The sequence below is a fragment of the Microbacterium sp. STRO-2N genome (assembly GCF_057747775.1).
On sequence record NZ_CM173223.1, the window covers coordinates 3,581,780 to 3,596,095 of the forward strand.

Sequence of the window (14,316 nt, forward strand, 5' to 3'; positions counted from 1 at the left end):
AATGGGGTGTGCCACCGTTTCCGACCGATGTGACTGAGATGCAGGGCTCGCACCCCTCCGACCACGCGACCGATGTTGTGACGGCGGGTGTCCGGAACGAGACGTTCAGCGTCACGCGAAACCTCGAGGCGGATCGGGCAGCGGTCTTCGCAGCGTTCGCGGACGATCGACTCCGCCGTCGCTGGTTTCGGCTGCCGGGATCCGGGGCGACCTATGACCACGACTTCCGCGTCGGTGGGGGTGAAGACGCGCGCAGCACCTTCGCCATGATGGACGGAAAGACAGAGAAGCTGCGCAATCGATCCCGCTACCTCGACATCATTCCCGACCGCCGAATCGTGTTCGTCTACGAAGCGATCGTCGACGAGGTGACCCGGTGGACCTCGCTTGTGACCGTGACCCTCGAGGATGCGGAAGACGGGGGAAGCACCCTGACCTGGACGGAGCAGGTCGCCTTGCTCGCCAGCAGCGGCGACGGCAGTGCAGACCTGGCTCACCTGCGCACGGGGACGACCTTGCGCCTCAACGGGTTGCCCGCAGCTCTTCTACTGTGAAGTCCGATCCGTCGGTCGAGCGCGGAACACCATCACCGTCGTCACCGCGAGCACCACGATCCCGATCGACTCGACGATCACCGTCTCGGGCACGAGCATGAAGTTCCAGTCCTGGTGGATGCCGAAGAGGCCGACGGTCAGCGCGAGCACCAGAGCCCCCAGCGTGGCGATGAGGAACAGCAGGCTCAGCACGGCCGCGGCCTGCAGCATCCGTCCCCGCAGGGCCACCATCGCGATCGCCAGGACGAGGCCGGCGACCGCGTTCAGGATGAACATCACACCGAGGAAGCCGCCGACGCCGTTGAGGGCGAGGTACAGGTGGATGCCTCCCGCCGCCAGCAGCAGAGCGGCGCTGAGTATGCGCAGGACCCACAGGCCCCGCTGTGACGTACTGGTCATCTGACCACTCCATTCCTTCTTCTCTGATCCGCGTCGATGCGGATCGTCGCGCGCGGTCGGTGGGAGACGAGCCACAGCACGTCCCTGCCGAACGACTCCACCAGCAGGGCGAGGGCCATCAGCACCACGGCCGTCGCCACCCACGCGGTGAGCAGCTCACTGGCAGCGGCGGTGAGCGCGATGCCCGCGACCGCCGTGGTCACCTTGCGCCAGTACCGCGGCGGCAAGGTCGCTCGCATCCACGGCAGGAACCATCCCGCGACGACGAACGCGTAGCGCAGCAGCCCGATCGTGAGCACCCACCACCCCAGCGCCGGCGCGACGTACACGCCCAGCACGAGGAGGAGGAAAGCGTCCACCTCCATGTCGAACTGCCCGCCCAGCTCGGTCTCTGAACGAGTGCGTCGCGCGAGCCATCCATCGACGCCGTCGAGCACCAGGGCGATGCTCGCGAGCACGACCAGCAGCGGCACCGATATGGAGGAGACGAAGGATGTCGCGACCAGCGCAGTGACGAGGGCGACCAGGGTCGATCGCGTCGCGGTGGCCCAGTTCGCCCACCCGAAGACGGTCATCGCCCTCTGGTGCAACCCCCTGGCGAGCAATCCGTTCGACACGACAAGGTAGAGGAGTCCGGCGGTCCATCCGGCGGCCGAGAGCGGTGAGAACCGGTCGATCGCCCAGAGGCCCAGCGCCCCCGCCGCGATCGACGAGAGCGGAGCGAAATGAACTTTCGGCATGGTCACCTCCGTTCCTCCGTCATGGATACCACTGGGTACACGTTTCGGCAGGTGGCCTCGGTTCAATCGTCCGGGGCGATCGGCCGATGAGGGCCACGGCGTACTGGGTGGACGCGCCCGCGCAGGGGTCGCTTCGGGGCGAGGCGGTGCCCGTGCCCGAGTCGGGCGAGGTGCTCGTCCGCACGCTGTACACCGGCATCAGCCGCGGCACCGAGTCGCTCGTGTTCCGCGGCGAGGTGCCGGCCGGCGAGTGGGAGCGCATGCGGGCTCCGTTCCAGGCGGGCGACTTCCCCGGCCCGGTGAAGTACGGATACCTCAACGTCGGCGTGGTCGAGCAGGGCCCGGCCGAACTCGTCAGGCGCACCGTGTTCGCCCTGTACCCGCATCAGTCCGCCTTCGTCGTGCCCGCGGCGGCGGTCGCGGTCGTGCCCGACGACGTTCCAGCGCGCCGGGCGGTGCTCGCGGGCGCCGTCGAGACGGCGGTGAACGTCCTGTGGGATGCCGCGCCCCTCGTCGGCGATCGCGTCACGGTGGTCGGTGCGGGGATGATCGGGTGCGCGGTCGCGAGGCTGGCACGCGGCATCCCGGGAATCGACGTCGCCGTCGTCGAGGTCGACGACGAGAAGGCCGAAGTGTGCGAGCGGCTCGGCGTCGCCTACGCGCGTCCCGCCGACGCCCCGCACGATCGCGACCTCGTGATCGACACCAGCGGGTCCGGCGAAGGACTGCAGCTCGCCATCGACACCGCCGCGGTAGAGGGCGAGATCATCGAGGCCAGCTGGTTCGGCGATCGCGCCGCGAGCGTGCGGCTCGGGGGCGCCTTCCACTCGCGTCGCCTCACGATCCGCTCGAGCCAGGTCGGGATGGTCGCGCCGCGCCGGCGCGCCACCCGCACCACGAACGACCGGCTCGGGCTCGCGCTGCGGCTGCTGCAAGACCCCGCGTTCGACCACCTGCTCACCGGCGAATCGTCGTGGCGCGAGCTGCCCGACGTGATGGCCGCGATCGCAGCGGGGTCGCTGCCCGGCCTCTGCCACACCATCGACTGGAGGGACTCCGGATGACGTACTCGCTCACCGTCCGCGACCACATCATGATCGCCCACAGCCTCGCCGGCGAGACGTTCGGGCCGGCCCAGCGACTGCACGGCGCCACCTATGTCGTCGACGCCACTTTTCGCGCGCGCACGCTGGACGCCGACGGCGTGGTGATCGACATCGGGCGCGCGTCGGACGCGCTGCGCGGCATCCTCTCGACGCTTTCTTACCGCAACCTCGACGACGAGCCCGAGTTCGCCGGCGTGAACACGACGACCGAGCGACTCTGCAGCGTCATCGCGGAGCGCCTCGTCGACGCCGTGCGCGCGGGTGACCTGGCGGGGAACCTGTCGGGCATCGAGGTCACGCTGCGCGAGTCGCACATCGCGTGGGCCTCCTTCGAGGTCGAGCTGTGACCGAGCGGGTGCTGTGGTTCGTCGTGCCCGAGGGGTTCGACGATCCCGGACGCGTGAGTGGCGGCAACGTGTACGACCAGCGGGTGAGCACCGAGCTGCGCGCGCTCGGCTGGGACGTGCGCATCGTCGACGCGCCCGCGGACACCTCCGCGGGCGCGGACCTGCTCGGTCACATCCCCGACGGGGCCCTCGTCGTGGTGGACGCTCTGATCGCGATCGGCTCGCCGACGGCGATCGAGGCGGCCGCCGGCCGAGTCCGCCTCGTGATGCTCGCGCACATGATCGCCGAGGCATTCGCCGACGCCGACCCGCGCGTGATCGAGGCCCAGCGGCGGGTGCTTCCCCGCGCGCACCGCGTCATCGCCGCCAGCGCGTGGCTTCGCGACGAGCTCGAGCGGCGCGCGCTCAGCACAGCCGAGCGGCTCGTGGTCGCGACGCCAGGCTCGGACGAGGCGGCCATGGCGCCGGGAACGTCGACCGGCGGGTCGCTGCTGTGCGTCGGCGTCGTCGCGCCCCACAAGGGACAGGACACGCTGGTCGCGGCTCTCGCCCGGCTCGGCGACGTGCCGCCCTGGACCTGCACGTTCGCCGGATCGCTCTCGGCCGACGACGGGTTCGCGACCAGGGTCGCCGCCGACGCGGAGACGGCAGGGCTGGCCGACCGGATCACGTGGGCGGGCGTGCTCACTGCGCGCGAGCTCGACGACGCCTACGCGCGCGCCGATGTGCTCATCGCGCCGTCGCGCACCGAGTCCTTCGGCATCGTGATCGGCGACGCGCTCGGCCGCGGCATCCCGGTCATCGCGAGCAGCGTCGGGGGCATCCCCGAGTCGGCCCAGCCCCCCGACGCCGTCATGCTCGTGCCGCCCGGCGACCCCATCGCGCTCGGCGAGGCGCTCCGCCATTGGCTCGAAGAGCCGCAGCGTCGCGCGAGCATGTCGGCCGCGGCCGGGCGCGCCGCTCCGGCTCGCAGGCGCTGGAGCGACACCGCGCGCACCATCCACTCCACGCTCGAGGCACTGCTGTGAGCGTCGTCATCCCGGTCTCGGCCGACTGGCTGACGCTGCGGGAGGAGGCCGACGCCGGCTCGCGTTCGCGCGCGCTCGCGCGGAAGGCGGGACGGATGCTGCGACCGCCCCTCGTCGTGCACGACCTCGGCACCGGAACGGGTTCGATGGTGCGGTGGTGCGCGCCTCTCCTACCCGGACCTCAGACGTGGGTGCTGCACGACTGGAACGACGCGCTCCTGCAGCACGCGGCGAGCGCCACCGCCCACGACCGAGACGGCGCGCCGGTCGCCGTGCGCACGCGGGTCGGCGAACTCGGCGGGCTGCGCAGCGAGGACCTCGCCGGCGCGTCGCTCGTCACGGCATCCGCACTGCTCGACGTGCTCTCGGCGGACGAGGTCGCCGCGATCGTCGCCGCCTGCCTCGCGGCGGGTGCACCCGCGCTGTTCTCGCTCTCGGTGACCGGCCGCGTCACGGTCGAGCCGCCCGACCCGGGCGACCGCGTCTTCGAGGCGGCCTTCAACGCCGATCAGCGGCGCACGGTGGAGGGCCGGCAGCTGCTGGGCCCGGATGCCGCAGCCGTCGTGGCAGATCTCTTCCGGGCCGCCGGCTGGTCGGTGCGGGTCGCGGACTCCCCCTGGCGCCTCGGCCTCGGTGACCACGCCCTCGTCACCGAGTGGATCGACGGCTGGCTCGCTGCCGCCGTCGCGCAGCGTCCGGCGCTGCGCGAATGGGCGGCGGAGTACGCCCGGACACGCGCTGCGCAGCTCGAGGCGGATGTCCTGCGGGTCACCGTGCACCATGTCGACCTCCTGGCGTGGCCGCCGTGAACGCCGTGATCGCGCGGTCGAGGCGCGCGGTGCGGACCGCGCCGCGATGGCAGCCGTGGGTGCGGGCGGCCGTCGGCATCGGCATCCTCGGTGCGATCGTCGCGGTCGCGGGTGCCGAGCCCTTCCTCCGCGGCATCGCGTCCGTGTCGCCTCCGGCCATCGGCGCGGCCGTGCTGCTCGCCGCCGCGGCGACGGCCGCCGCAGCCTGGCGATGGCGCCTGCTCGCCCGGCGGCTCGGACTGCGGCTCGGGTGGCGGGAGTCCGTCGCCGCGTACTACCGCTCGCAGTTCCTCAACACGGTGCTTCCCGGCGGCGTCGTCGGCGACGTCGACCGGGCCGTGTCGCACGGGCGAAGCGTCGATCAGGTCGCGCAGGCCGTACGTGCGGTCGCCGCCGAACGCGGGGCGGGGCAGACGGTGCAGGTCGTGCTCGCCCTCGTGGTGGTGGCGTCGATCGGATTCTCGGCATACGCTCCGGCCATGGCGCTGCTGTGGCTGTCGCTCGGCATCGTCGCCGTGGTGGCGACGGTCGCGGTTGCGAGCGGCCGGGCGCGGCGCCGGCTCGCACGCGAGGCGGTCATACTTCGCAACGCCTTCGGCACGATCGGCACCGTCCTCGCCGTCGTGGCGGCCTCCACGCTCGTCGTCGTCGCGCACGTCGCGACGTTCCTCATCGCCTGCGCCGCCGCGGGCGTGGTCGCGTCGGCCGAGAAGCTCACGGTCGCCGCGATCGTCGCCGTGCTCGCGTCGGCCATCCCACTGAGCATCGGCGGGTGGGGTCCGCGCGAGGGTGCCGCCGCATGGGCGTTCGCCGTCGCGGGCCTCGGCGCGGCGTCGGGGATCACCGCCGCCACCGCATACGGGGTGCTCGCGATGATCGCCGTGGCGCCCGGCGCGCTCGTCGTCGGCGCCTCCCTGCTGCGTCGTCGCCACGCCACGGCCGACCCCGGAGGGCAGGCCGCAGCATGACGCTTCCGTACGTGATCCTCAGCTGTGCGATGTCGCTCGACGGCTACCTCGCCGGCGAGGCACCGCGGCGCCTGGTGATGTCGAACCCCGAGGACTTCGACCGCGTCGATCAGCTGCGGGCCGACAGCGACGCGATCATGGTGGGAGCGTCGACGGTGCGGCGCGACGATCCGCGCCTGCTGGTGCGCAGCGCCGACCGGCGGCAGCAGCGCGTCGCCGAAGGGAGAACCCCCTCGCCGGTGAAGGTGACCGTCACGGGAAGCGGCGGCCTGCCGGCACAGTCGTGCTTCTTCACCACGGGCGAGGTGGAGAAGCTCGTCTACTGCCCGCGCAGGGTGGCCGACCGTACCGTGGGCGCCCTCGGTGAGAGGGCGACGATCGTGGCGCTCGACGACCCGGTGACGATGCGCGCGGTCGCAGAAGATCTCGCCGCGCGCGGCATCGACAGGCTCATGGTCGAGGGTGGCGGGAGGCTGCACACGCAGTTCCTGCGAGAGGACATCGCCGACGAGCTGCAACTCGTCATCGCGCCGTTCTTCGTCGGGGAGTCGCACGCGCCGCGGTTCGTCGAGGCCGGCGAGTTCCCGTGGACGGCGTCGCGGCGGGCCCGGCTGGCCGAGACCCGGCAGATCGGCGACGTCGTGCTGCTGCGGTACGCACTGTCGGAGCGCTTCCCCTCGGCAGGGACGTCGGGCCAGGTCGACGCTGCCGAGGCGGCCGCGGATCGGACGGGCTCGGAGCATGCCGAGACGCCGTGACGCGGCATCCGTCGACCACAGCGGCAGGCGCGGCGGAGCGGTGCTCACGGTGCTCGCGTGCGCGACGCTGCTCGTCGTGCCGCTCGTGCCGGGCGCGCTGAGCACGGGCAGCCCGAGCGCGCTGCTGGGCGTGCCGGTGGAATCCGTCATCGTCGTGGTCGCGCTCCTCGCCGTCGCGGCGTCTTGGCTGCGGATGCTCACGGCCGGCGTGTTCGCGGCCGTCGTGGTCGCCGCTCTGCTCCTCGCCGCGCTCGATCTGGCATTTCGCGCCACGATCGACCGCCCGTTCAATCTCGCCGAGGACGGCAGCGCGGTCGTCGACGCCTTCGACGTCGTGCAGGACGCGGTCGGCCCCGTCGGCGCGGGCGTCGTCGTGCTGCTCGTCGCCGCCCTCGCGGTGGCGGCGGGAGCTCTCGTCGCGGCCTCCGCGCTGCGCGTCGGACGCGCCGCGCGGCGGGCGGGCCCCCGCGGGCGTGCCGCCGTCGCCACGATCTCCGTCGCCTGGATCGTCTTCTCGCTCGCGGGCTCCCAGGTCGTGCCCGGCACGCCGGTCGCGGCATCCCGTGCCGGTGACGTGCTCGTCGCGACGTCGGTGCGCGCCGCCACGAGCGTGCGGGAGCAGCAGGCCTTCGAACGCGCGCTGGCGTCCGACCCCCTCGCGTCCGATACCACCGCGCGGCCGATGTCGCTGCTCGCCGGCAAGGACGTCGTGATCGCGTTCGTCGAGAGCTACGGCCGCGTGGCTGTCGAACCGTCGCCGTTCGCCGACCCCATCGCGCGCACGCTGAACGAGGGCGCCGACAACCTCGCGCGCCACGGGTACTCCGCGCGAAGCGCGTTCCTCTCGTCGCCCACGTTCGGCGGCGTGAGCTGGCTCGCCCACGCGACGCTGCAGAGCGGGGTGTGGGTGGACTCGCCCCGCAAGTACGACCGGCTGCTCGAGCACGGTCGCACGACCATCAGCGGCCTCTTCGACGCGGCCGGCTGGCGCACGATGGCGGTCGTGCCGTCGAACAAGCGGGACTGGGAGGCGGGCGAGGCGTTCTACGGGTTCGACGCCGTGCTCGACTCCCGCAACATGGGGTACCGCGGGCCGACGTTCGGCTACGCGCGCATGCCCGACCAGTACACCCTGCAGGTGTTCCACGACCGCGCGCATCTCGACGGGCCGCAGCCGGTGATGGCCGAGATCGACCTCGTGTCGTCTCACACGCCGTGGACGCCACTGCCTCGCATGGTCCCGTGGGACGAGCTCGGCGATGGCTCGGTGTTCGCCGGCCAGGCGGCGGAGAGCGAGTCGGCGGTCGCGGCGTGGGCCGATCCCGAACGAGTGCGTGAACTGTACGCCGCATCGGTGTCGTACTCGCTCGAGTCGATGTTCTCGTACCTCGAGACCTTCGAGCAGCAGGATCTCGTGCTGATCATGCTCGGCGACCACCAACCGGCCCGCATCGTGAGCGGCCCCGATGCCGGGTACGACGTGCCGGTCACGATCATCGCGAAGGATCCCGCTGTCTTCGACGCGATCGAGTCGTGGGCTTGGGAGTCGGGCGTGCGTCCCTCCGCGGAGGCGCCGGTGTGGGCGATGGACGACTTCCGCGACCGCTTCGTCGACGCGTTCAGCGAGTGACGAGTCAGGCGCCGTGCCTACCCCTTGCCGGCCGTTCAGGTGGCGGAACACGCGGAATCGACGCACCCACCCCGCGTGTCGTGACACCCGATCGCCGCAGCCGCGCCTCGGTCGCAGCATCCGTCGCCCAGATTCCGTCTAGCCCTGCGGGCGCAAAGTGAATATCCTTTCGTAAGCGAATCCTCATCCGGGATCGCCTCGATCGGAGTCACCGTGTCACTGGCCCGCTACACCCGCCCCGTCGACGGTCAGGTGCGCCTGCTCACCAAGGTCGCGCGCATGTACCACGAGCGCGGTGTGCGGCAGGCCGACATCGCGTCCGCGCTCAATATCTCACAGGCCAAGGTCTCACGTCTGCTCAAGCGTGCCGAGACCCTCGGGATCGTGCGCACGATCGTCACCGTCGCGCCGGGCGTGTACGCCGAGCTCGAGGAGCAGCTCGAGGAGCGCTACGGCCTCGCCGAGGCCGTCGTCGTCGACGTGGACCCCGACGCAGACGAGCGCGAGCTGCTCGCGTCGGTCGGTGCGGGTGCCGCCGCGTACCTCGAGGCGACCCTCTCGGGGTCGGAGCGCATCGGCGTCTCGTCATGGAGCCAGACGATCCTCGCGATGGTCGACCGCATGCGTCCTTTCACGGTGCGCGCCGCGACCGAGGTGGTGCAGCTGCTCGGCGGCGTCGGCGCGCCCGAGGCGCAGAGCCACTCCAACCGCATCCTGGGAGAGCTCGCCCGCATGCTCGGCGCCGAGCCGGTGTACGTTCAGGCGCCGGGTGTCGTGGCCGATCCCGCCATCCGCGACAGCCTGCTGCGCGACCCGTCGATGCAGGACGTCTCGCAGCACTGGAACGACCTGACCATGGCGATCATGGGCATCGGCAGCATCGAGCCGTCCGACGTGCTGGCCACCAGTGGCAACGCCTTCGCCGCGGAGGAGCGCGAGGGCCTTCTCGCGCAGGGCGCCGTCGGCGACATCTGCCACCGCATCTTCCGCGCCGACGGCACCCTCGTGCGCGGCGAGCTCGACGACCGCATCATCGCGATCCCCGTCGAGAACCTCATGCGCATCCCCCGCCGCGTCGGCGTCGCCGGCGGCGAGCGCAAGCTCGAGGCCATCCACGGCGCGCTCGCCGGCGGCTGGGTCACGACCCTCGTGACGGATCTGCGCTCCGCCGAGGAGCTCGCCGGTCGCTGACCCCGGCATCCCGCCCCTGGTCGAAGCGCCGGTCGGAGGCTGGCTGCCGCGTCGGCCACCCGCCGCCCGGTCGAGACGGTCCGCTGAAGGACGGCCGCGGTAGTCGGCGTCCCGGCGTATTCTGTCGGTATCGCCGATCGAAGGATTCGTCGTGTCAGGCCCTGCAGATCGCGCCGCTCAGGCGCACCACATCCCGGGCCCGGGCGAGCCCTCCGTCCCCGAGCTCGAGGTCGATGAGACCGTGGCGCCGCGTCCGGAGGAGGAGATCGCCGATGTCCTTCGCGCGGAACCGGACGTCGAGGATCACAGCCGGCGCTGATCCGTCGCTCCTCGTGAGGCGGGTCGCTCGGCGCGCAGTCGCCGCGTACGAGAACCTTCCGCTTCCGGCGGGGTCGATCCTCGGCATCGCCGGAGTCCTCCTGCTGCATCGCGTACACGCAGTGCCGATCCGGGGAAATCGGGCGCTCCAGCGCACGGCCGGTTGCATACTGTCGGTGGCCGGATGCGCGCTCAACGTGTGGGCGCTCGCAGAACGCCGGCGCCGTGCCCCGAGCCGATTCCGTCTCGAGCACCCGGATTCCGTGGTCACCACCGGACCGTATGCGTACAGCCGGCATCCTATGTACCTGGGCTGGTGGCTCATCCATGTCGGAATCGGCCTGTGGCGCGGTTCCGCCTGGATCGCAGTGACCGCTCCGGTCGGAGTGCTCGCCGAGCATCTCGGTTCCCTCGCGGAAGAGCGCGCGCTCCGGTCACGGTTCCCCACGGAGTACGAGCGCTACGCCGAACGGGTGCCGCGCTACTGGGGCACACGCCGGCGCGTCGCTCGTTCTCGCCGACGGCGGCCGCAAGTCCCGCACGTCGGCTGACCGGGTCCGGTCCCGCAGGCTCCGGGCTCGCGCGACGTCAGAGCGCGGCGACGGCTTCGCTCAGGCGACGGATGCCGGGCTCGAGGCTCGTCAGCACGGGAACGTCGACCGACACGGCCTCGGCCGCGCTCGCCATCGAGGCCTGCGCCAGCACCACGACATCGGCGTCCGTCGCCACACGCTCGATCGCGGCGGCGACGAGCCGATCGTGGGTGGCGCGGTCGCCCGACGCGACGGCCTCGAACGCTCCCTCGACGACCTCGCTCACGAGCTCCGGCGAACGCCCGGCGAGCTCGGCGCGCTCGCGCAGCAGCCCGAGGGTCGGGGTGAGGGTCGTCGGCAGGGTCGCGAGCACCGCGACGCGGTCGCCGGTGCGGACCGCGGCATCCGCCATCGCCTCGTCGATGCGCAGCACCGGGATGCCGACCGCCTCGGCCGTGGGCGCGGCCAGGTGCGAGATCGACGAGCACGTGAGCATGACGACATCCGCTCCCGCGCTCTGCGCCGCCTTCACGAGATCGGTGAGACGCTCGGGGACGGATGCCGCGAGCGCCGGGTCGCCGAGGTCCGCCACGATCTTGTCGTCGAGGTAGTTCACCGTCGTCGCGCCGGCCAGATGCTCGCGGGCGAGCGCGGCGACCGGCGGGATGACGACGGCGCCGGTGTGGACGAAGGCGATGCGGGGTGCGTCGGCGGTCATGCCACCAGCCTTTCAGCTCTCAGCCCTTGAGGGCGCCGCCGGCCATGCCGGCCATGATCTTCTTGTTCAGCGTCAGGAAGACGATGAGCAGCACCACGATGTTGATGCTCACCGCGGCGAAGAGCGGACCGTACTGGGTCGAGCCGTACTCGTCACTGAGGCTCAGCAGGCCCACCTGGATCGTCGCGAGCTCGGGCCGCGTCGTGAACGTCAGCGCGATCAGCAGGTCGTTCCAGACGCTGAAGAACTGAACGAGGCCGACCGTGAGGATCGCGTTCTTCATCATCGGGACGCCGATCACGAAGAACGAGCGCAGCGGGCCGGATCCGTCCACCGTCGCCGCCTCGAAGATCTCGCGGGGGACGGAGCGGAAGTACGTCGCCATGAGGAACGTCGTCAGCGGCAGGCCCATCACGGTGTACGTGATGATGAGCGGCAGCAGCGAGTCGGTGATGCCCATGCGGAAGTACACGATGAACAGCGGCACCAGGATCATCTGACCCGGCACCATGATGCCGGCCAGGATGTACAGCAGCGTGCCGTTGCGGCCCTTCCAGATCATGACCTCGAGCGCGTACCCGGCGGCGACGCCGATGAACACGATGAGCAGCACCGACGGGATCGTGACGATGATGCTGTTGAGGTAGTTCTGCCCGACGTTGCCGTTGGTCAGGGCGATGACGTAGTTGTCGAACTGCCAGGTCTCGGGCAGTGACAGCGCCGGGTTGGAGAGGAACTCCGACTGCGTCTTGAACGAGCCGAGCACCATCCACACCTGCGGGTAGAGCACCACCACCATCAGGATCGCGACGAGGATCCACACCGGGATGCGGCGCACGAGGCGCAGCGCCTTGCGCCGCACGGGGCTCGGCCCCGGCTTGCGCCGGGTGGGCACCGCCACGGTGGCGGGGGCATCCGTCTGCGTCATGGTGGTCATGTCACACCTCCGCCTTGCGACGCGACGATCGGAAGATCGCGAGCGTGAACACGAGGCACAGCAGGGTCAGCACCAGGGCGATCGTCGAGCCGTAGCCGTACTCGGCGTACTCGAACGCCGTGCGGTACATGTACAGCGTCAGCGGGGCGGTCGACGTGCCGGGTCCGCCGTTGTTGAGGGCCAGCAGGCTGTCGAAGACCTTGAGAGTCGCATTGAGGCTGAAGATGATCGACGACAGCAGGATCGGAAGCGACAGCGGCAGCACGATGTGCCGCACCAGTCGCAGGCCGTTCGCCCCGTCGAGCCGGGCCGACTCGATGATCTCCTCGGGGATGTCGAGCAGGCCGGCGTACAGCAGCACGGCGTAGAAGCCCATCGAGCCCCACAGCGTCATGACGATCGCGGTCGCCATCGTGCCCGCCGTCGAGGCCAGCACCTCGACGCTGTCGCCGCCGAAGAAGTTGATGATGTCGTTGACAGGGCCCTGGTTGTCGCCGACGGCGACGAAGCTCTTGAACAGCAGCGCCACCGCGACCGTCGGCAGGATCGCCGGGAAGAACACGATCGTGCGGACGAACGAGGATCCCTTGCGCAGCACGAACACGTACAGCAGCGCCAGGCCGTAGCCGAGCGCCACCTGGCCGATCGTCGCGACGATCGCGAAGAAGATGCTCACCCACATCGACTGCAGCGCGGCGTCGTCGGTGAAGAACGTGGTGAAGTTCTGGAAGCCGACCCATTCGAATCCGCGGAGCGTGTTGCCCTCGAAGAACGACAGGCCGAGCGACCATGCGACGGGGACGACCTTGAGCAGGGTGTAGAGCAGCAGCGCTGGGGCCAGCAGGATGATGATCGTCCTGCGATCGCCGAAGATCGAGTTCATCTCCGTCGCTTTCTGTGGGGAGCCGGCCCCCCGAGCCTGGGCGCGGGGGGCCGGCGGGGCGGGCGTCAGCTGTTGGCGTCGATGCTCGCCTGGAGGTCGGCCATGTAGTCCTCGGCGCTCATCTGCCCCGTCGTCAGCAGCGTGACATTGGTCGAGGCGAGCGAGTTGGACTTCGGGTCGAACAGCGCCTCGAACCACAGCACGGTCTCGTCGATCTCGGCGATGCGCTCCTGGATCTCTGCGGTGTTCTCCGAGAGGTCGGTGACCTCGCCGTTGACCCGGAAGCCCGAGATCACACCGGCGTCCTGGAGGGCCTGCTGACCGTAGTTCTCGGCGATGCAGCTGATCCAGTCGACGACCTTCGGGCCGAACTGCTTGGCGTTGACGATCATCGGCGCGCCGGCATTGGCCGGGTACTGCTCGATCGAGCCCTCGCCGCCCTCGACCTCGGGGAACGGCATGAAGCCGATGTTCTCGCCGCCGATCTGGTTGCGCTCGGGGTCGTTGATGGCGCTCAGCAGCCACGTGCCGTCGTAGGTCATCGCGGCCTGGCCGGTGAGGAACATGTTCGACGACGTGTCGCCGTCGCGGGTCGAGAAGCCCTCGCCGAAGTAACCGGCCTCGGCGAAGTCGGCCAGCGCCTGCGCGCCCGCGACGTACTCGGGGTCGGTGAGCTTCGCGTCGCCGTCGCGGATCGCGGCCATCGCGTCGGGGCCGACGTTGCGGAAGATGTACATGCCCAGGATGCGCGTGAGCGGCCAGCCGTTGGCTCCCGCCTCGGTCATCGGCGTGATGCCGGCGTCCTGCAGGGTGGCTGCGGCATCCACCAGCTCGTCCCACGTCTGCGGCTCTTCGATGCCGTTGTCGGCGAAGATCTGCTTGTTGTAGAAGATGCCCTCGATGTTGTACTGGTACGGCATCGAGAACATGCCGCCGTACACCTGCTCGACGGTGGAGGCGGCCGCGGGGAGCACGTTGTCCCACGTGCCCGCGCCCTCGAGCGCCTCCTTGAGGTCGCCGACCAGCCCGGCCGCGCCGAGGTCGCCGTCGGGACGGATGAGCGCGGTGCCCGCGATCGTGTGCGTGGGCAGTGCGTCCTGGCTCGCGAGCAGCGTCACCTTCTGCACCGTGTCGGCCTGCGCGACCTTCTGGTGCTCGAGCGGGAGGGCCTCGTTCTCGGCCTCGCACGCGCCCGCGGCGAGCGCGTCGAGCTGAGCCTCGAGGACGGGGTTCTCGTTCGCGGTCATCACCGTGAAGGCCTCCGGGTCGGTGCCGGCGGCGCCGTCGTCACCGGAGGGCGCGCCGCTTCCGCCGGCGCAGGCGGCCAGCGGCAGCACGGCCGCCAGGGTCAGTCCCAGGGCCGCGAAAGCGCGGCTGCGGGGTCGGGTGTTCATAGC

The 14,316-nt window shown here is 70.9% G+C and carries 17 protein-coding genes; 11 read left to right on the forward strand and 6 right to left on the reverse strand.

From position 1 onward, the window contains the following. Nucleotides 1-38: 38 nt before the first annotated feature. A complete protein-coding gene (locus tag AC3ANN_RS16485) occupies nt 39-554 on the forward strand; it encodes an SRPBCC domain-containing protein (RefSeq protein ID WP_488338463.1) in 516 nt (171 codons plus the stop codon). Here the strand turns inward: AC3ANN_RS16485 and AC3ANN_RS16490 are convergent. Both AC3ANN_RS16490 and AC3ANN_RS16495 read right to left on the reverse strand, forming a co-directional pair. Next, nucleotides 546-953 carry a hypothetical protein gene (locus AC3ANN_RS16490; RefSeq protein WP_488338464.1) on the reverse strand — a complete coding sequence of 136 codons (408 nt, stop codon included), beginning with the start codon at nt 951-953 and terminating at the stop codon, nt 546-548. The genes AC3ANN_RS16485 and AC3ANN_RS16490 overlap by 9 nt on opposite strands. Further along, nucleotides 950-1,693 carry a CDP-alcohol phosphatidyltransferase family protein gene (locus AC3ANN_RS16495; protein WP_488338465.1) on the reverse strand — a complete coding sequence of 248 codons (744 nt, stop codon included), beginning with the start codon at nt 1,691-1,693 and terminating at the stop codon, nt 950-952. The genes AC3ANN_RS16490 and AC3ANN_RS16495 overlap by 4 nt, the downstream gene beginning before the upstream one ends. Before the next feature lie 86 nt (nt 1,694-1,779). Here AC3ANN_RS16495 and AC3ANN_RS16500 point away from each other — a divergent pair, with 86 nt between their 5' ends. From AC3ANN_RS16500 to AC3ANN_RS16545, 10 genes are all read left to right on the forward strand, one after another. Further along, nucleotides 1,780-2,757 (forward strand): zinc-dependent alcohol dehydrogenase, encoded by a 978-nt coding sequence (locus tag AC3ANN_RS16500; protein ID WP_488338466.1) that lies wholly within the window; start codon nt 1,780-1,782, stop codon nt 2,755-2,757. Next, nucleotides 2,754-3,146: a 6-pyruvoyl trahydropterin synthase family protein gene (locus AC3ANN_RS16505; protein ID WP_488338467.1), complete on the forward strand. Its 393-nt coding sequence runs from the start codon at nt 2,754-2,756 to the stop codon at nt 3,144-3,146. Before AC3ANN_RS16500 ends, AC3ANN_RS16505 begins: the two co-directional genes overlap by 4 nt. Continuing rightward, the gene (locus AC3ANN_RS16510; protein WP_488338468.1) at nt 3,143-4,174 is read left to right on the forward strand and encodes a glycosyltransferase family 4 protein; all 1,032 of its coding nucleotides are present in this window, start codon (nt 3,143-3,145) and stop codon (nt 4,172-4,174) included. The genes AC3ANN_RS16505 and AC3ANN_RS16510 overlap by 4 nt, the downstream gene beginning before the upstream one ends. Beyond that, entirely contained in the window at nt 4,171-4,983 is an 813-nt protein-coding gene (locus AC3ANN_RS16515) for an SAM-dependent methyltransferase (RefSeq protein ID WP_488338469.1), read from the forward strand. The genes AC3ANN_RS16510 and AC3ANN_RS16515 overlap by 4 nt, the downstream gene beginning before the upstream one ends. After that, nucleotides 4,971-5,951, forward strand: a complete 981-nt coding sequence (locus tag AC3ANN_RS16520) for a lysylphosphatidylglycerol synthase domain-containing protein (protein WP_488338470.1) — start codon at nt 4,971-4,973, stop codon at nt 5,949-5,951. Before AC3ANN_RS16515 ends, AC3ANN_RS16520 begins: the two co-directional genes overlap by 13 nt. After that, a complete protein-coding gene (locus AC3ANN_RS16525; protein WP_488338471.1) occupies nt 5,948-6,709 on the forward strand; it encodes a RibD family protein in 762 nt (253 codons plus the stop codon). The genes AC3ANN_RS16520 and AC3ANN_RS16525 overlap by 4 nt, the downstream gene beginning before the upstream one ends. Further along, a complete protein-coding gene (locus tag AC3ANN_RS16530; RefSeq protein WP_488338472.1) occupies nt 6,693-8,339 on the forward strand; it encodes an alkaline phosphatase family protein in 1,647 nt (548 codons plus the stop codon). The genes AC3ANN_RS16525 and AC3ANN_RS16530 overlap by 17 nt, the downstream gene beginning before the upstream one ends. Before the next feature lie 213 nt (nt 8,340-8,552). Then, nucleotides 8,553-9,530, forward strand: coding sequence for a sugar-binding transcriptional regulator (locus AC3ANN_RS16535; RefSeq protein ID WP_488338473.1), 978 nt, complete (start codon nt 8,553-8,555; stop codon nt 9,528-9,530). Between the two features lie 151 nt (nt 9,531-9,681). Next, nucleotides 9,682-9,849, forward strand: coding sequence for a hypothetical protein (locus AC3ANN_RS16540; RefSeq protein WP_488338474.1), 168 nt, complete (start codon nt 9,682-9,684; stop codon nt 9,847-9,849). Then, nucleotides 9,803-10,399 (forward strand): methyltransferase family protein, encoded by a 597-nt coding sequence (locus AC3ANN_RS16545; protein WP_488338475.1) that lies wholly within the window; start codon nt 9,803-9,805, stop codon nt 10,397-10,399. The genes AC3ANN_RS16540 and AC3ANN_RS16545 overlap by 47 nt, the downstream gene beginning before the upstream one ends. Before the next feature lie 37 nt (nt 10,400-10,436). On the opposite strand, the gene AC3ANN_RS16550 is transcribed toward AC3ANN_RS16545, so the two are convergent. The 4 genes from AC3ANN_RS16550 to AC3ANN_RS16565 form a co-directional block, all read right to left on the reverse strand. Further along, nucleotides 10,437-11,099, reverse strand: a complete 663-nt coding sequence (locus AC3ANN_RS16550) for an aspartate/glutamate racemase family protein (RefSeq protein ID WP_488338476.1) — start codon at nt 11,097-11,099, stop codon at nt 10,437-10,439. A 19-nt stretch (nt 11,100-11,118) separates the two neighbouring features. Beyond that, nucleotides 11,119-12,036 carry a carbohydrate ABC transporter permease gene (locus tag AC3ANN_RS16555; RefSeq protein WP_488338477.1) on the reverse strand — a complete coding sequence of 306 codons (918 nt, stop codon included), beginning with the start codon at nt 12,034-12,036 and terminating at the stop codon, nt 11,119-11,121. 1 nt (nt 12,037) lies between these two features. After that, the gene (locus AC3ANN_RS16560; protein ID WP_488338478.1) at nt 12,038-12,919 is read right to left on the reverse strand and encodes a carbohydrate ABC transporter permease; all 882 of its coding nucleotides are present in this window, start codon (nt 12,917-12,919) and stop codon (nt 12,038-12,040) included. Between the two features lie 65 nt (nt 12,920-12,984). After that, entirely contained in the window at nt 12,985-14,313 is a 1,329-nt protein-coding gene (locus AC3ANN_RS16565; protein ID WP_488338479.1) for an ABC transporter substrate-binding protein, read from the reverse strand. Nucleotides 14,314-14,316 lie beyond the last annotated feature (3 nt).